Source organism: Gemmatimonas sp., from assembly GCF_046594945.1.
GTDB lineage: Bacteria > Gemmatimonadota > Gemmatimonadetes > Gemmatimonadales > Gemmatimonadaceae > Gemmatimonas.
In genome coordinates, this window is record NZ_JBKJRB010000121.1 from 1 (window position 1) to 16,137 (window position 16,137).

The 16,137-nt window shown below is 64.5% G+C and carries 13 protein-coding genes and 1 pseudogene; 8 read left to right on the forward strand and 6 right to left on the reverse strand.

What is annotated here, in order from left to right; all coding sequences use genetic code 11:
- Nucleotides 1-1,559 (reverse strand): LON peptidase substrate-binding domain-containing protein (locus ACLL97_RS14635; RefSeq protein ID WP_411281214.1); only part of this gene is annotated, 1,559 nt, incomplete at its 3' end.
- A 342-nt stretch (nucleotides 1,560-1,901) separates the two neighbouring features.
- Here ACLL97_RS14635 and ACLL97_RS14640 point away from each other — a divergent pair.
- Both ACLL97_RS14640 and ACLL97_RS14645 read left to right on the forward strand, forming a co-directional pair.
- Nucleotides 1,902-4,004: a protein kinase domain-containing protein gene (locus tag ACLL97_RS14640; RefSeq protein WP_411281215.1), complete on the forward strand. Its 2,103-nt coding sequence runs from the start codon at nucleotides 1,902-1,904 to the stop codon at nucleotides 4,002-4,004.
- Nucleotides 4,005-4,016: 12 nt separating this feature from the next.
- Nucleotides 4,017-6,404 carry a protein kinase domain-containing protein gene (locus ACLL97_RS14645; RefSeq protein ID WP_411281216.1) on the forward strand — a complete coding sequence of 796 codons (2,388 nt, stop codon included), beginning with the start codon at nucleotides 4,017-4,019 and terminating at the stop codon, nucleotides 6,402-6,404.
- 265 nt (nucleotides 6,405-6,669) lie between these two features.
- Here the strand turns inward: ACLL97_RS14645 and ACLL97_RS14650 are convergent, their stop codons facing one another.
- The 3 genes from ACLL97_RS14650 to ACLL97_RS14660 all read right to left on the reverse strand — a co-directional run bounded on the left by ACLL97_RS14650 (nucleotide 6,670) and on the right by ACLL97_RS14660 (nucleotide 8,478).
- Nucleotides 6,670-6,972, reverse strand: a complete 303-nt coding sequence (locus ACLL97_RS14650) for a hypothetical protein (RefSeq protein ID WP_411281217.1) — start codon at nucleotides 6,970-6,972, stop codon at nucleotides 6,670-6,672.
- Nucleotides 6,973-7,044: 72 nt separating this feature from the next.
- Nucleotides 7,045-7,899: an alpha/beta fold hydrolase gene (locus ACLL97_RS14655; RefSeq protein ID WP_411281218.1), complete on the reverse strand. Its 855-nt coding sequence runs from the start codon at nucleotides 7,897-7,899 to the stop codon at nucleotides 7,045-7,047.
- A gap of 177 nt (nucleotides 7,900-8,076) precedes the next feature.
- Nucleotides 8,077-8,478, reverse strand: a complete 402-nt coding sequence (locus tag ACLL97_RS14660) for a hypothetical protein (protein WP_411281219.1) — start codon at nucleotides 8,476-8,478, stop codon at nucleotides 8,077-8,079.
- 340 nt (nucleotides 8,479-8,818) lie between these two features.
- Here ACLL97_RS14660 and ACLL97_RS14665 point away from each other — a divergent pair, with 340 nt between their 5' ends.
- Both ACLL97_RS14665 and ACLL97_RS14670 read left to right on the forward strand, forming a co-directional pair.
- Nucleotides 8,819-9,868, forward strand: a complete 1,050-nt coding sequence (locus ACLL97_RS14665; RefSeq protein ID WP_411281220.1) for a hypothetical protein — start codon at nucleotides 8,819-8,821, stop codon at nucleotides 9,866-9,868.
- A gap of 41 nt (nucleotides 9,869-9,909) precedes the next feature.
- Nucleotides 9,910-11,070, forward strand: coding sequence for a DEAD/DEAH box helicase (locus tag ACLL97_RS14670; protein ID WP_411281221.1), 1,161 nt, complete (start codon nucleotides 9,910-9,912; stop codon nucleotides 11,068-11,070).
- Nucleotides 11,071-11,112: 42 nt separating this feature from the next.
- Here ACLL97_RS14670 and ACLL97_RS14675 read toward each other — a convergent pair whose 3' ends face one another.
- Nucleotides 11,113-11,511: a GspH/FimT family pseudopilin gene (locus tag ACLL97_RS14675; RefSeq protein WP_411281222.1), complete on the reverse strand. Its 399-nt coding sequence runs from the start codon at nucleotides 11,509-11,511 to the stop codon at nucleotides 11,113-11,115.
- 248 nt (nucleotides 11,512-11,759) lie between these two features.
- Between ACLL97_RS14675 and ACLL97_RS14680 the strand changes: the two genes are divergently transcribed.
- The 3 genes from ACLL97_RS14680 to ACLL97_RS14690 all read left to right on the forward strand — a co-directional run bounded on the left by ACLL97_RS14680 (nucleotide 11,760) and on the right by ACLL97_RS14690 (nucleotide 14,529).
- Nucleotides 11,760-12,092: a hypothetical protein gene (locus tag ACLL97_RS14680; RefSeq protein ID WP_411281223.1), complete on the forward strand. Its 333-nt coding sequence runs from the start codon at nucleotides 11,760-11,762 to the stop codon at nucleotides 12,090-12,092.
- Between the two features lie 62 nt (nucleotides 12,093-12,154).
- Complete coding sequence (locus tag ACLL97_RS14685; RefSeq protein ID WP_411281224.1) at nucleotides 12,155-13,234, forward strand: 6-phosphofructokinase; 1,080 nt, start codon at nucleotides 12,155-12,157, stop codon at nucleotides 13,232-13,234.
- A gap of 314 nt (nucleotides 13,235-13,548) precedes the next feature.
- Nucleotides 13,549-14,529, forward strand: a complete 981-nt coding sequence (locus ACLL97_RS14690; protein WP_411281225.1) for a hypothetical protein — start codon at nucleotides 13,549-13,551, stop codon at nucleotides 14,527-14,529.
- A 9-nt stretch (nucleotides 14,530-14,538) separates the two neighbouring features.
- On the opposite strand, the gene ACLL97_RS14695 is transcribed toward ACLL97_RS14690, so the two are convergent.
- Nucleotides 14,539-15,111, reverse strand: a complete 573-nt coding sequence (locus ACLL97_RS14695; RefSeq protein ID WP_411281226.1) for a DNA-3-methyladenine glycosylase I — start codon at nucleotides 15,109-15,111, stop codon at nucleotides 14,539-14,541.
- 66 nt (nucleotides 15,112-15,177) lie between these two features.
- Between ACLL97_RS14695 and ACLL97_RS14700 the strand changes: the two are divergent.
- A pseudogene (locus ACLL97_RS14700) lies at nucleotides 15,178-16,137 on the forward strand (DEAD/DEAH box helicase); the annotation flags it as partial.

Genomic DNA, 16,137 nt, shown 5'->3' on the forward strand with positions numbered 1-16,137 from the left:
AAGTTCGACGTCGCGATGAACAACACTTCGCTCAGGTCGAACGGCACGCCGAGATAATGGTCCGTGAACGAATCGTTCTGGGCGGGGTCGAGCACTTCCAGCAGCGCACTCGACGGATCGCCCTGATACGACGTGCCCAGCTTGTCCACTTCGTCGAGCAGAAACACGGGGTTCTTGCTTCCCGCCTGTTTCATGCCCTGAATGATCCGGCCGGGCATCGCGCCGACGTATGTGCGGCGATGTCCACGGATATCGGCCTCGTCACGCGCACCACCGAGTGCCACGCGAACGTACTCGCGACCCAGCGCGCGGGCGATCGATTTGGCGATACTGGTCTTGCCCACGCCGGGCGGACCATTGAACAGCAGGATGGGACCCTTGGCCATGGCGCGGGCCTTGGCTTCCTTCGCGTCGGTGATCTGACGGTCGCCGTTGCCGTGTCCGTTGCCGAGGGTGGGATTTGCATCGCTGGTGTCTCCCTTGAGCTTCGAGACCGAGAATTCACCCGTGGTCTCGACTTCGGCGGCCACCTGCTGCGCGCGCAGTTGGCGAACGGCGAGGAACTCGAGCACGCGATCTTTCACGTCCTTGAGACCGTAATGATCCTCCTCGAGGATTTCGCCCGCGCGCGCGAGTTCGAGGTGATCATCCGAGCGCTCGCTCCACGGCAATTCGGCGATCCACTCCAGATAGGTGCGAATCACCTGCGCTTCCATGGATTCGCGACCGGCGCGCTCGAGGCGGCCCAGTTCCCGCTCCGCTTCCGCGCGCGCTTCTTTGGGCAGCACGAGCTTGGTCAGCTTGTCGCGGAGCTCGGTAATTTCCTTTGACTGATCGTCGTCGCCGAGTTCCTTCTGAATCGCCTTGAGCTGCTCGCGCAAGAACATCTCGCGCTGCCGCTCGCCCAGCTCTTCCTGAACCTGAGACTTGATGTCTTCCTGTGCTTCGAGCAGGCCGATCTGGCGTTGAACGTGCACGAGCACGCGACGCAGGCGCTCCTCCACGGAGAGCGTCTCCAGCAGCCCCTGCTTTTCGGGCACCGTGAGTTCGATGTAGCCGGCCACCAGGTCGGAGAACTTGCCGGCATCGTCGACCGAGTCGAGCACCTGATGCACCACTTCCTCCGGAAGTCCGCGCTTCTCGCCCAACTCGGCGGCGCGCTCACGCGCTTCCTTATGGAGCGCCTCGAAGGCGGCGTTCTTGAGGTCGAGTGGCATCATCTCCTCGGCCGGTACGATCACCGCTTGGAGATATCCGTCGACTTCGGCGTACTGGAGTGCCGTGGCGCGCTGCTCGCCTTGCAGGAGCAGCTGAACACCGCCCAGTCCACGCTGGATCTGGCCGATGCGGGCGATGACACCCGTCGTGAAGAGAATGTCCGACGTCGGCTCCTCGGTGTTGTCGCGCTGGGCGACCGCAAAGACGAGCCGATCTCCCTTGAGTGCCGTTTCGATGGCTCTCAAGGTGCCGGGGCGGCCCGCCGCGATCGGTGCGGTGATGCCGGGGAACATGACCGTCCCGCGAAGTGGCAGGACGGGAAGCGTTTGGCGCTGGCCCATGACGTACGATCCTGTTGGAAGAGGAATACCGCCAGCCAAGGGGCAGGTTTCACACCGTGGGGATTACGCCATCGCGGCAGGGTTTGCAAGCAGACTGGGGCAGCCGTGCCGGGTTGACGGGGTACGCACCAAGGAACCGCCGTTTTGTCGCGACTGTCTCTTGAGGAAAGGTCCGGTCAGAGTGACCGATCTCACGCGCATCTGGGACGGACGGGGGACGCATTGCAACTCTCAACGAGCTGGGACCGTACGGCGACCGTCGAAGAGACTGAGGATGCTGTTGCCGGTTTCTCTCCGGTGCTACACTAGACATGCGGCGCGACTTCCCCGATTCCCACACGAGTGCCCGATTCCGTAGTCCCATCCACCGACGATGATGAACTGCGCGCCCATGTGGAGCAGGCGCTCAGTGCCACCTATGAACTCGACCAGGAAATCGGTCGCGGTGGCATGGGCATCGTGTATCGGGCCCGCGACAAGCGACTCAAGCGATTCGTGGCGATCAAGCTGCTGCCGCCGGAGTTGTCGTTCCGTCGTGATATTCGTACGCGCTTTCTGCGCGAGGCGGAGACCGCTGCTCAGCTGAGTCATCCGAATATCGTCCCGATTTATTCGGTTGACGAAGTCGGGAATCTGGTGTTCTTCGTGATGGCCTGCATCGACGGTGACAATCTCGCCACGAGGCTGCAGAAGCGTGGTCCGCTCCCCATCGACGAAGTCCGACGCTGGCTGCACGAAGTGGCCGATGCGCTGGCGTACGCCCACGCGCGCGGTGTCATTCATCGCGATATCAAACCCGACAACATTCTGCTGGATAGTATCGACGGCCGGGCGTTGGTGACCGACTTCGGGATCGCGCGCGCCGCCAGCGACAGTGGCGAGACATCGCGGCTCACCGCCACCGGCATGGCGATCGGCACGCCTGCTTACATGTCGCCGGAGCAGGCCTCGGGTGATCGCGACCTCGACGCCCGCAGCGATCTGTATTCGCTGGGCATCGTGGCGTATCAGATGCTGGCCGGCGAGCCGCCCTTCACCGGTGGCACGACGCCGGCGTTGTTGGTAAAGCATTTAGCCGAAGTGCCGGTGCCGGTGTCGTTACGTCGCCCGGATACGCCTGATGATTTGGCGCAGATCGTGATGAGATTATTGGAGAAGAGTCCGGAGCACCGGTTCCAGAGCGCAGGCGAGATGGTCACGGCGTTGAAAACGGGCGTGGTGCCGCCGCCGACTAATCCAGCCGCGTCGCCGCAGTCCACGGGTACGCCGGTACGCTTCAACGGCGCGCCGATCGGTGGCATGCCGATCGGAACGATGGGGTCGCCCAGTCCCTCAGTCCCGTCGGTGCCGTACACGCCGGCTCCGTACACGCCACCGGCCTATCAGTCGCCTACGTATCAGTCGCGCACGAGCACCCCGCCGGCGGCGCCGTATCCGCTGTACCAGCAGCCGCCCTCGGGTGACGACGTATACGTCGCCACGGCGGAAGACGAGGCGCGCTGGTTTGCTCCGCCCGTCGTGGCGTTCCGCCGCAAGCTGGCGCCGTATCTGTTCGTGAACGGGGCGATCCTCGTGATCAGCATCTTCACCGGCGGCGACATGCTGGGGCTGACCACGCTGTGGACAGTCTACATCGCGTGGAAGTACGCCAAGCTATGGGCTGATGGCTTCGACTGGACCGATGTGCTCAAGCAACCCAAGCATCGAATGCTTGGTGAGGTCCTCTCCGATCTCGGCGACAAGTTCATGGCGACCTTCAGTCGGAAAAAGCGCGAAGAACTTCGCGCCCAAGGCCGTTTGCGCAATCGACTCGATGGCGTGCTGTCGTCAACGCCGTCGGCGCCGCTGCGGTTTCACCGTGGCGCGGCCTCGCCCAACGCACCGGCCCGCGACGACGAGCTCGGCGAATTTGTCGCACTGGTACGAGCGGCGCGGGCCGATCGAGAAGAGATCGGCCGACTGCTGGGCACGCTGCCGGCCGAAGAGCGCGGGCGGATTCCCGATGTTGCGCGCACGGCGGTGGATCTCGTGAACAAGGTCGAGATCATCGCCCGCGATATCACGCGGGTGGATCGCGAGCAGGGACCTGATGCCGCGCGCCGCATTGACGCGGAAATCGGTACCCTCGAGGCCGAGGCGAATCCGCTCGATACGCAGCGCAGTGAAGGACGCGTGCGCCGGTTGGCGCAGCTCCGGCGTGATCGCCGAGCTGTTGCCGATTCGCTGGCCAAGCGCGAGTTGCGTCGCGCCCAACTCGAAAGCTGCCGTATTGCGCTCGAGAATGTGCGACTCGATCTCGTGCGTCTGCGCACTGGCAACAGCTCGGTGCAAAGCGTCACGTTGGTCGCCGAGCAGGCCATGCGGCTCGCGCGCGATGTCGATATCGCGGTGCAGGCCGCCAACGAAGTGCGCGAGGCGATGTCATCGCGCTCCGGTTCGGCGTAAGCCGACCGTACGATGTCCGACGGTCAGCGAGCGGCCATGAAGGCGGCGGAAAGCCAGGCCGAGTCAAAGATGCTGCGCGATCGCGTTACGGCGGCGGTGGGCGAACGGTATCTCATTGAACAGGAAGTCGGTCGTGGCGGCATGGCCGTGGTGTACGCCGCCGAGGATGTACGATTGCAACGGCCGGTTGCGCTCAAGGTGTTGCCGCCTGAGCTTGCGTTCCGCGGTGATGTGCGCGAACGCTTCGTGCGCGAAGCGCAGACGGCCGCGCGGTTGAATCATCCGCACATCGTGCCGATTTATGCGGTGCACGAGGAAGGCGGGTTGGTGTGCTTCGCGATGGCGCTCGTGAAGGGCGAGAGTCTGGCGGCGCGTATCGTGCGCGAACCACGACCAACCTTCGAGTACATCGCGCACATGCTCGAGCAGGTGGCTGACGCACTGGCCTATGCCCATGCCTGTGGCGTCGTGCATCGCGACGTGAAGCCGGACAATGTGCTGGTCGACAAGGATTCTGGTCGCGCGATGGTCACCGACTTCGGAATCGCCCGTGCGGCAGAAAGCGGATCCCGACTGACGCAGACCGGTATCGCGGTGGGTACGCCGGCGTTCATGAGCCCCGAGCAGGCCACCGGCGACCGCGAGATCGATGGACGCAGCGACATCTACTCGCTGGGTGTCGTTGGGTATCTCATGCTGGCCGGACGCCTGCCGTTTGAAGCAACGACCACGCCCGCGATGCTCCTGAAGCACGTGAGCGAAACGCCGGTGCCCATTCGCGCGGTGCGACCCGATGCGCCGTTTGCGCTGGTGGAAATTCTCGAGCGTTGCCTTGCCAAGCGGCCGCAGGATCGCTGGGACAATGCGCTGCAACTGCGTGATGCGCTGCGCAAGGTGCAGCGTGACGGCTCGCTGCAGACCGGTGCACACCGGGCGAGTGCGCCGCCGCCGCATGCGATGGCCCCGGTGAGCTATACCGCGCCACCGCACGCCTACGTGCCGGAGGCTCGTGGTCCGGAGCCTCGCGCGCCGGAACTTGGCGAAAATGCACGCTATGGTCACCGATCAGAAGACTGGGCTCCGCGAGGTGTCGTGGCGCCCGCGCCAGCACCACGCGCTTATCCCGCGCCCGGCGCGCTGCCCCCGATGCCGGCCTTGCCGCCGCTTCCTCCTGATGCGCCGCGCGAACAGGTGAAAGCATGGAATCGTGCGTCGAAGGAAGCGATGCAGGATTGGCGGGTCGCGGTGCGACGGCAGCGCCGAGACGTACAGTCGCAGTGGAATGATCAGTATGGGGACGCCACCAGTGCGTGGCGTAGCGACGATGACGTGATCGAACGCTTCAAGGGGCAGATGCTCTCGACGGCGGGTCTGATCGTGTTCCTCGGCGTCATCAACGCGACGACCAGCCCCGGTTTTCCGTGGGCGATCTTTCCCGCGATGGGCATGGGCCTCGGGGTGCTCGGTCGCTACATCAGACTGCGCCGACGTGGCATCACGCTGGGACGCATTTTCGGCGGCGAGGCGGCGCTGAAGCCCGATGGCGATCTGGGCAACAAGCCGGCGCGGATCGCGGAGGCGTCGCGGGCGTTCGTGAAGCACGCGAAGTGGTTCATGGGATCGGCCGCCGTGTCGTTCGGCAGCCTGATCCTCGGCGCGTCGTTGGAGCTCCGTCCGATGATTATTCCGATGGTCGCCGCCGGTCTGGCCGCATTCGCGAGTGCGCAGATGCTGGCCCGCGATTTCATGCGCCTGCGACGACTCGGAGTGTCGGCCGGTGATGCGTGGAACGGCTCGTGGGAGGCAATCGCGGCGAGTTCCGACGATCGTCCGTACGAAGTGAAGATGCGCGAGCAACTCGCCCTGGTCGCGGGCGATCAGCTGCTCGCGTCCGCATATGGCGAGCTGCTCCGCAATGCGGTAGACGATCGGCTCACGATCAAAGACGTCACCGCCAAGCTATCCGACGCCGACAAGTCACTCGTGCCCGATGTGGAGCCTACGGCTGATGCACTCCTGGAGCGCATCAGCGCGCTCGCCAGTGGCCTCGAGCGCCTGCAGCGCGACCTGCCCGTCGACGCGCTCACGCAACTCGAATTGCGCGTGACAGCGGTACAAGCCGAGCCGGACCAGGCCCCTGATCGCGAGCGCCGGCTCACGCTATTGACACGGCAGCTGTCGTCGTTGCAGGAACTCGTCGCGCGTCGCGAAACAATGCAGCGTCAACTCGACAGCGCGTCGATGGCGCTGCGGTCCTTGCGTCTCGATATCGTGAAGTTGCGCACGATGGGCGTCGGCGCCGCGATCAGCGATGTCACGAACGCCACGCAGGAAGCGAGGGCGTTGTCGAGAGACCTCGGGCACGTGATCAGCGCAGTGGACGAAATGCGGAAGCTGTAACTGCTCACCAGTCAAAACTCAGAGCTCAGCGCTCAGTCGCCAGCGTCAGCGATCAGCGATCAGACTTTTTTATAGTGTTCAGAAGTCAGCAACGATAGTGCACCGTGTCGAGCGATTTGATGGTGTGCCTCCTCGCGCATCGCGATGAGTTCCCAATTGCTCGACACAGTGCACTGTCGTTGCTCGTGTCTGAACACCAGACCCAGTCTGAAGTCTGCCTTTGAACCTACTGAGTTCTGACGTCTGAGCTGTAACTGATCCGCGCTCAGTATTCCCGTTCCTCAAATTCCGAGACCAGCGTCGCGTGTCCATGCCGCGTCGCGGCGTCGATACCCTTATCGCAGGCCTCGCGTGCCGCGTCCTGCTTCCCGAGCGCGTGCAGTGTATCGGCGTAACGCAGCCAACCATTGCCTTCGTCATCGTGTATCGCGAGATACGCCGCCAACTCCACTTCGGCTTGGTCCAACAGGCCGGCCTTGAGCAGTTCGTTGGCGAGACCGAAGCGGGCGAGCGGATTGGCCGGCTGCTTGGCAGCCATGGCACGTAGGGTGGCGAGGCGATCTGACATGAAAGGCGAGCGGATGGAGGGGAGTGAATCGGCGACAGCGGAACACCGTTGTGGATCTCTTCCTCTGACAAGTCAGCGGGTCAGGAGTTCCGCGACGAGCGCGCCAAGTCGGTCTGGCGCTTCTTCGGGCGCGACGTGCGCGACGCCGGGGAGCACGCGCAGTTCAAGACACTTCGGTGCCGCCAGGCGGAGTGCTTCGCCGAGCTTGAGCACGCGGGCCGCCGGAACGAAGGGATCGCTGACTGCGGTAGCGAGCAGCACGGGGCAGGCGATTGCGCCTGGCGCGAGTGCATCCGCTGAATCGCTACGCGATGCCGCGAGGGCGGCGAGCTGGGCACACGCCGACTCGCGACCGTCGCGGGTGCGGAAGCTTTTAAGATAAAGATCGAGCGAGCGTGCGCCCACGTCGCGGTGGGCGTAGCATGGCAGCAACGCCGTGTGGAGCGCTGACGCCAGCCACCCGGGAGACAGGCGACGCCAGAGCGGCAGGAACGGTACCAATCGCGCGACTCGGCGGCTCAACGCCACGTCCCCGGGCTCACAGCCGATCATCGTGGGATTTACGAGGAGTAGATGCGCCACGCGGTCCGGGTGCTCGTGGGCCACGACGGCCGCGATGGCGGCGCCCATGCCGTGTCCCACCAGTGACGCTCGACGCACGCCGAGCACGTCAAGGAGCGCCGCCACACGGGTCGCGTGCGCGGCCACCGTCATGCGGTGCGTACCGGGCGGGTCGCTACGGCCGTGCCCAAGGAGGTCGAGCACCAGGACCCGGTGCCCCTTGGGAAGTCGCGGAAGCACGTCCTGCCAGAGATGCGACGACGTGAAAGCCCCGTGAATCAGGACGATCGGCTCACCGGCGCCGCGTTCACCAAAGGCGTAGCAGTACAGGCGCACGCCTCCCAGATCGACGAACTCGCCGCGCATCAGAACCGCGTGCGGGAGTACAGCGGTCGCGCCACGAAGAGTGGCGAGCGGAAGCGGAAGGGCGCAGGCATGATCCGCAGTCAATCTCGACCGGACGGCGCCGCTGAACAAGCGACATCGCAAAGCGGGGGACGCCGATTGGCGCCCCCCGCTCGGCCACCGATGCTGCGGCGATGGTCAGAGACCGCCGCGACGACCCTGCGGCATGGCCGCGACGTTCTCGTCGAACTTTTTCTTTTGTTCGTCAGTGAGCCCGGCCTTCAGCGCGTCGTTGCGTTCGGCGTTCATCTTCTGCATCGACTCGCGCATAGCAGCCATATCGCCACCTCCGTTGCGGGCCGCCATCATCGCTTCCTGCTGCTTCTTGCCGGCTTCGAGCATGACCGTATCAATCTTGGCCGCCTGCGCGGCCGTGAGCGTGATGTCCTTGAACAGCATTTCCTTTTGGCGCGCCATGCGCTCGGCAGGCGACATCTGCATGCCACCACCACCGCCACCGCCGCCGCCGCCCTGAGCGTAAGCAGGCACCGCGATCGCGAGGGCAGCCGCAGCAACGAACATGCGGATCGTGTTCTTCATGGGCAGGGGGGCTCGGTGGGTCGTTCGGCACGGGCCACGACGCGGTCGCGCCGCTGACGTACCGCGTCGTGTAGACGTCGTTGCTTGCCGCAACGTTAAGAGAGCGAGTCAGTATGCATGAGTCCGTATTGAAAGCGGTGCTGTTCGTCCCTGTCCCTCTGGCGGATCGTCTTCTGAGGGGTACAATTGCAGAATTGTGACGCTTCCGCCCTCGATATCGCCGCCTCCAATGCCTGATTCGCACCCGGTCCCTCCGGATATGCGCCTCTCGCTGCACCCTCCGATGCCGGTTCCGCCGCCTCCACTGCGGGGACCGGTTACGGTCCCCATGAGTTGGCTGTTGCGAACTGCGTCACCGTCGGTGCAGTTCCGCGCCACGAAGGCGTTCTGGCCGAAAGCGGCGGCAGAGCCGGGATGGGCGGCGGTGCCCTATGCCAGTCGGCAGGGTTGGCACTTGCTGCTCATGCAGGATGGGGACGGACAGTGGCCGGGCGGCATGCTCACGGTGCCGGCTGGGCTGTCGCTCGAGGGCATCGGCACCATCCCGGCTTATCGACGGCTGCTGGAGCTGGGTTGGGACCCCGAGAGCCCCGCCCTCAGCTCCACCAAGCGGTTGCTGTTCCGCCTCTTGGCCGAGGATAACGACCCCTCGTTCCTGGCCGAGATGATGCCGAAGGAATGGGACGACGACCTGATCAAGCGCGGGCGGCTGCTGCTGCGCGAAGCGGCCGCAGCGGCGCTGGCGCAGGCGGGCTACGAGAGCGACCCACGGCTCCGAGGTGCGGCGCGTCGATTGGTTGACCGAGTCATGACGTTCCTGAAGTCGCCGTTCGCCCAGAAGCCGTGGATTCGCTTGGGCAACCAGCATGTGCTCCCTGTGGAGGTCACGGCGCCGTCGTTCCATCTGCTGGTGATGCTGGCGCATATGCCGCATTTCCGCAGCGAGCACTACGAGTTCATGGACCGGCTCTTCACCTTTCTCGCACAACCGTGGCCTCGCCAGCAGCCCGTACAGCAGGTCGGTCCGCACTTGATCGAGCAGCCGCATCTGGTGTTGGGCGACCTGCTGCCGACCCGCAACGCGATGGATGCCGACATGGCCTCGTCGCTGGGATGGCTCGAGATCATGGCGCGCATCGGCTACCTGAAGCGACATGACGGCTGGTGCAAGCTGCTCGATCGCCTCCTCGACGACCGCGACCGGAAGCACGTATGGACCCCGCCTCGCTCGGTGGTAATGCCGGAACGCGTGCCTGTGTGGTCGTGGCCGCTGCTCCCGCTCTCGGATCCCACCTTCGGAGAACCCGCCGACTTGGCCTTTTCGGCCGACGTCACCGTCCGGCTCGCCCTGATCGCCCAGCTGAGCGGTCGAGAGATCGAGCTGGTTTAGGCTTCCCGGACGGCCTGACCGATTAGCTTTCCGGTCAACACATGACTGCAATCGACCCTGACACGCTGATCGACGATACCACGTTCGCCGATCTGGGCCTCGCCCAACCCCTGCTCGCCGCGCTCTCTGATGCCGGCTATGAGCGTCCCACGCCTATCCAGCGCGATGCCATTCCGGTCGCGCTGAAAGGCCGTGACCTGATCGGTCTCGCCCAGACGGGCACCGGCAAAACGGCCAGCTTCACGCTGCCGATGGTGCATCGACTGATCGGCGGGCCACGCCGGACGCGCGTCCTGGTACTCACGCCAACCCGTGAGCTCTGTCTTCAGGTTGAGGAGAGTGTGCGCAAGTATTCCAAGTACGCGCCGGTGGATGTGATCCCGGTTTTCGGCGGCGTCGGCTATGAACCGCAGGAGCGCGCGCTGCGCTCCGGCGTCGACGTGGTGGTCGCCACGCCCGGACGTTTGCTGGATCACCTCGAGAAGCGCAACGTTGACTTCTCGTATCTCGAGACGCTGGTGCTCGACGAGGCCGACCGGATGCTCGACATGGGCTTCGCGCCGCAGCTTAATCGCATCGTGGAGCAGGTGCCGCGTTATCGGCAGACGTTGCTCTTCAGCGCGACGATGCCGCCCGAAGTCGAGGCGCTCGCGCGCAAATATCTTCGGAAGCCCGTCGTGGTGCAGGTCGGTCGGCGATCGTCGGCCGCGACCACGGTGACGCACGCCGTGTACCCAGTGCCGCGTCATCGCAAAAACGATCTCCTCGTGCATCTGCTTACCAAGGAGTCGCACGATTCGGTGCTGGTGTTCACGCGCACGAAGAGCGGTGCGGATCGCGTGGTGCAGGATCTCGAGAAGGCCGGAGTGAAGGCCGGCGCAATGCACGCCGACAAGTCGCAGCGCGAACGCATGGCGGCGCTCGAAGACTTCAAGACGGGGAAGCTGCGGGTGCTCGTGGCGACCGACATCGCGCAGCGCGGTCTCGACATCTCCGGCATTACGCACGTGATCAACTACGACGTGCCGCAGCAGCCGGAAGACTACGTGCATCGCATTGGTCGCACTGGTCGCGCGGCGAGCACGGGCGATGCGTATACGTTCATGTCGGCCGAAGAGATCGGTATGGTGCGCACGATCGAGCGTACGATTGGTCAAGAAATACCGCGCGTCAGTGTGCCCGGGTTCGACTTCGGCACTTGAGTGCGCTCGACGCGTGCGCTCGACACAGCGCGCTCGTCTGTACTATCGTCGTTGCACGCGCCCGAGTCGTGATACCGTAATGGTGTCGGCTCGGGCGCTTCGTGTGAGCACCAGTCGCAGATTCGCTGCGCCGACGCCGAGCCCCGAGGAGTCGTAGCTGAGTGAGTCGCGCGTCGCTACCAGGGTGAGACCACTGCCGTGGAAGTCACCGACGGCGATCGTATCGCGCCCCACGTGCACGACGACGCGTGTGCCCGCGACATCGAAGCGCACGGCGGTGCGGTCACCGGTGGCGATGGCGTGATCGCGGGCGAGCGCGAGTAGGTCGACGGTGGTCTGTGTGGCCATCGCTACGTCGAGCGCGGCGAAGAGCTGGCCACCGGACGCCATGGCCAGCGCGGTCAGACCGCCCGTGAGCACGAGCAGCCAGAGTTGCTCCACCAGCGTCGCGCCACGCCGTGGTCGCCCTGGTCGCCGTGGTCGCCGTGGTCGCCGTGGCACCGCCGCGGCATGTGGTGCGGAATGGTGGATGCGATCGCGAACGTGATGCAACACGTGATCGTGCGCACGGTGGCGGGGCGACGGCGACATGTGGACGGGGGCTCGTGGATGGGGCGCGGCGAATAGATCGGGCATGCTCGAGTCAACCACCGCGCGGGATCACACGATCACTCCGAGGCTGTCGAACGGTGTCATCCGAACTACGCCGCCATCATCCTCGCATCGCCCACCGATTGGTGGTGCGCTGCCGACTGGCCACGCTCGTGCTCATGGCGGCGCTCAGCGTGGGCGCTGCTACCGCGTGCAGCGGCGGTTTGCCCAGTCCAACCAGCGAACGTAATTCGGGGCAAGCGGTGATGGACCTCGGCACCTTGGTGGGCGAATTCCGCGACGAGCATTCCCTGATACTGGCCCAGCGTGATTTGCGGCGCGGCGCGGTGGTGTATCAGGATACGATCTTGCGGCAATTGGCTGCCGGCGCGGGGGGTCCGATGCGTTCGCTTGCGGTCCCACCGCCCTGATTCCGTGACCAGGCGATAGATTATCGCCTTCACACCCAACCACTCGACCCATCTCTTCTGACATGCGGATTGCGATTTCTACCGGTGGCGGTGACGCCCCGGGACTCAACGCCGTCATTCGGGCTGCGGTGCTCTCCGCTCGTACCCGCGGCTGGGATGTGCTTGGCATCAAGCGAGGCTACGCCGGGCTTCTCGGCGAGGACGAAATCGTCCCGCTCACCGAGGACAGCGTGCGCGGGATCGCCAATCAGGGCGGCACGATCATCAAGACGACGAATCGTGGCAGTCCATTCGCGTATCCGATTTTGCAGGCCGATGGAACGTGGCAGAACGTCGATCGCTCCGATGAGCTCGTGGAGAATGCCCGCAATCTCGGTATTGAAGCCATCATCTCGATCGGAGGAGACGGGTCGCTGAAGATCGCGGCGCAGCTGGCGGCGAAGGGCATGCGCGTGATCAGCGTACCGAAGACGATTGACAACGACGTCCCCGGCACCGTGACGACCTTTGGTTTCGACACGGCCGTGAACACGGCCATGGAAGCGATCGACAAGCTGCACACCACGGCCGAGTCGCACGATCGCGTGATGGTGCTGGAAGTCATGGGTCGCGATGCCGGCTTCATTGCGCTGCACGCCGGTGTCGCGGGCACCGCCGACGTGATTCTGATTCCCGAGATCGCGTGGGACATCGGGAAGGTGTGTGAGAAGATCATGGACCGTGACGCGGCCGGTCGACGCTTCAGCATCGTGGTGGTCGCCGAAGGCTCGAAGCCCAAGGGCGGAATGGAGTCCATCATCGGCGCGTCGTTGCCGGGACAGGACCGTCGGTTGGGAGGCATCGCTGAACGGCTGGGCTTTGACATTCAGCGGATCACCGGCAAAGAGACGCGGTCGATGGTGCTCGGACATCTGCAGCGCGGGGGTTCGCCAACGGGCTATGATCGGCTTCTGGCCACGCGCTTTGGTGCAGCGGCAGTGCAGGCGATAGCCGACAAGCGCTGGGGCCACATGGTAGCGCTCCAGTCGCCGCACCTCGTGACCATCCCGATCGAAGACGTGCTCAAGGAAACGAAGCGCGTCGATCCGGCCCACGACATCGTCCATGCCGCCCGGATGATGGGAATTTCTTTTGGGGACTAACACGATAAGGGCGACGTGAGCGGTCCGGAGTAGGCGGTAGCGAGACCGCGCTAGCGTACCTCCGACTCCGCACCCCTGACCCCACACTCCGCAGTTACCAGAGGACACCGACGTGTCCACTTCTACGGACGCAGTCTGTTACGGTACGAACCCTCCCCCTGTCCGTAGGGTACAGTGGTGCCGATACTTACACCGCAGCAGCAGGCCAGTGGGCGGTCGGGTCCGTCTTGGCATGCACCCTGCCCTTGATATGCGGCGGGACGTCCGATTGCTCTCCGTGGTGGACGGCGCGCGAAGTCCTGCAGGAGGAAGGCATGTTTCAATTCAACTGGCGAATCCTAGCCACAACCGCCGCACTGAGCCTGATGCTCAGTGCGGAGAACGGTTTTGCGCAGGGGCGAAGCGATAAGAACGAAAAGACGGACATCCCGAAAGGGTATCGTCCGCCTCAAGGCATGTGCCGCGTGTGGGTGGAAGGTGTGCCAGCAGCGCAGCAGCCGGCGCCCACCGACTGCGCCAGCGCGGTGCGGAACAAGCCGGCGAACGGCCGCGTGATCTACGGTGACGATGCGGCAAAGGGCAAGAAGCCGGAGCTTCCGATCAAGGGCTTTTCGAAACCGCTGGACAAGAAGGGCGCTCCCTTGATCCCGCCTGATCTCTCTCAGGCGGACCCGCGGGCGCGGGACGCCTGGGAAGCGAAAAAGATTACCGACGAGCAGTTGCATGGAGATCAGCCGGCGAGTGCTTCGCCGGCTTCGTCGTATCCCGGGGCCGGAGTGTCACCGCAGGGGCCGAATGGGTCATATGGCGGGTACGTGACGCCGGGCGGCGTCGTTGTGCCGGGGGCGGTAAATGATCCGCGCTATTTCAACCAAGCTCCGGGTGTGCGTCCGCCAGGTTACGGATCGGCGACCTGTCTCGATCGCGATGGTGATGGCTGGTGCGACGACCTGCGCTATGGTCCGCCCGTCTGCACCGACATGGACAAGGACGGCCGCTGCGATGATCTGCCGGAGTACGCGTCCCGCGCGTATCCGCAGGTTCTCCCGCCCATGCGTTCCGTGGTCGATGTGCTACAGGGGCGACCGAGCACCGACATCATGCAGTGGCTCGGCACGAACGAGTTCACCGTGCGGGTGCCCGATCAGGGACGGGGCGGCGTGCCGTGGCGCGCGATTTTCCTCGATCAGAGCAATGAGCTCCTACAGGTGTGGACCGACGTGAATCGCGATGGTCGCGCCGACCGCATCGAGATCTTCAAGAATGGCCAGCGCGTGAAGCTGATTCAGCGCTAGACGCTGCAGTCAGCGGGTGGCTACCTGATCGTGCCGGAAGCACGACAGTAGGTGATCGTTCACGAGGCCGACCGCCTGCATGTAGGCATAACAGATGGTGGTTCCCACGAAGCGGAATCCTCGCGCCTTCAGATCCCTCGCAATCGCATCGGAGAGTGCGGTCTGCGTAGGCATCTGCTGCGGGCTGGTGAGTCGCTGATCGATCGGCGTGCCCTCGACAAAGCGCCAGAGGTAGGCGTCGAAGCTCCCGAACGCCTGCTGCACATCGAGGAAGGCGCGCGCATTGTCGATCGTGCTGGCGAGCTTCTGGCGATGACGCACGAGTCCAGAGTTCTGCATCATGACGTCGACCTGAGACGGCGTGAACGCGGCTATCGCCGTCACATCCCACTGACGAAAGGCTGCCCGATAGTGCGCACGCTTGGCAAGCACCGTGGACCAGCTCAGCCCCGCCTGCGCCCCCTCAAGGGTAATGAACTCGAAGAGCGTCGGCTCGTCGTGTACCGGGACGCCCCATTCCGCGTCGTGATACTTCACATCGAGCGGCTTGACGGGCCACGTGCAGCGAACCGGAGCGTTCATACCTGAATAGTACGTGAGCGCTCCGAAATGATCCAACGACACCGGCTTGAGCAGTAGATTTGCTGGGTGCGCACTCCTCGTGATCGTTACCTACCCCCCGACCGCGACGCCTTTGTCGCGGCCAAGCCGCCGACCGGGCGCGTCATTGTCATCGCGCCGACGCGTGCGGCATGCGAGACGATCGAGCTCGCCGTCGGCCTGCACCTCGACACGTTTCTCGAGCGAACGCGCGGCGATGATCTGCGGCGTCTGGCGTCGAGCGGCCAAGGCTTCGGCATCGTGGCCGGCACCGGCTCGGGCAAGACCCTCGCCATCCGTCCGATCGCCGAAACGATTCTCGGCACGACGGTCCTGAAGGCCGGTGTCGTGAATCGTGAACGTGAAGCGACGCCGGAAACGCCGTCGTGGAACGTGGTCGTGATTACCACCGGCATTGCGCGCCGGTGGTTTCAGGACGGCGACATTCAGCCCACTGACACGCTGGTGGTGGATGAGATCCATCAGACGAGCGCTGAACTCGAACTGTGTCTCGCCCTCGGCAAGCGCGTCGGATGTCGCTTCATTTGGCTCTCGGCGACGGTCGATCCGACGTTCTACGCGCGCTATCTCGAAAGCGCCGATGTGCTACAGGTCTCGGCGTTCGACGCCACCAAGGCCGCCAAGGTTGAAGTCGAGCGCAAGCAGCCGCTGAATTTTCTCGACGACAAATTCCTGCAGAAGGTGTCCAAATCCGAGCGCGGTGTCGCGATTTTCTTGCCCACGCGGGCGTCCGTTGAAGAAGCGGCTGAGTGGGTGCGACTGCGCTATCCGCGCATCACCGCCGCGCATTATCACGGCGGCGAGCCGATTCGGGTGATCCGCCCGTTTCTCGAGGGGGTGGTGCCGAAGCCGTTTTTCCTGGCCATGACAGCGGCCGGCCAGAGCGCGCTCAACGTACCGGGGCTCGACACGGTCATCATTGACGACACCCGATTCACCAACGTGATCGACCGTGGGCGCAATGTGCTCACGCGCGTCCACCTCGGG

What these genes read in the sequence shown, in the direction of transcription:
- ACLL97_RS14660 (WP_411281219.1), bottom strand. Translation starts at nt 8,478, where the DNA reads ATGAAGAACACGATCCGCATGTTCGTTGCTGCGGCTGCCCTCGCGATC.
- ACLL97_RS14670 (WP_411281221.1), top strand. Translation starts at nt 9,910, where the DNA reads ATGACTGCAATCGACCCTGACACGCTGATCGACGATACCACGTTCGCC.
- ACLL97_RS14690 (WP_411281225.1), top strand. Translation starts at nt 13,549, where the DNA reads ATGTTTCAATTCAACTGGCGAATCCTAGCCACAACCGCCGCACTGAGC.
- ACLL97_RS14655 (WP_411281218.1), bottom strand. Translation starts at nt 7,899, where the DNA reads ATGCGCGGCGAGTTCGTCGATCTGGGAGGCGTGCGCCTGTACTGCTAC.
- ACLL97_RS14645 (WP_411281216.1), top strand. Translation starts at nt 4,017, where the DNA reads ATGTCCGACGGTCAGCGAGCGGCCATGAAGGCGGCGGAAAGCCAGGCC.
- ACLL97_RS14650 (WP_411281217.1), bottom strand. Translation starts at nt 6,972, where the DNA reads ATGTCAGATCGCCTCGCCACCCTACGTGCCATGGCTGCCAAGCAGCCG.
- ACLL97_RS14695 (WP_411281226.1), bottom strand. Translation starts at nt 15,111, where the DNA reads ATGAACGCTCCGGTTCGCTGCACGTGGCCCGTCAAGCCGCTCGATGTG.
- ACLL97_RS14685 (WP_411281224.1), top strand. Translation starts at nt 12,155, where the DNA reads ATGCGGATTGCGATTTCTACCGGTGGCGGTGACGCCCCGGGACTCAAC.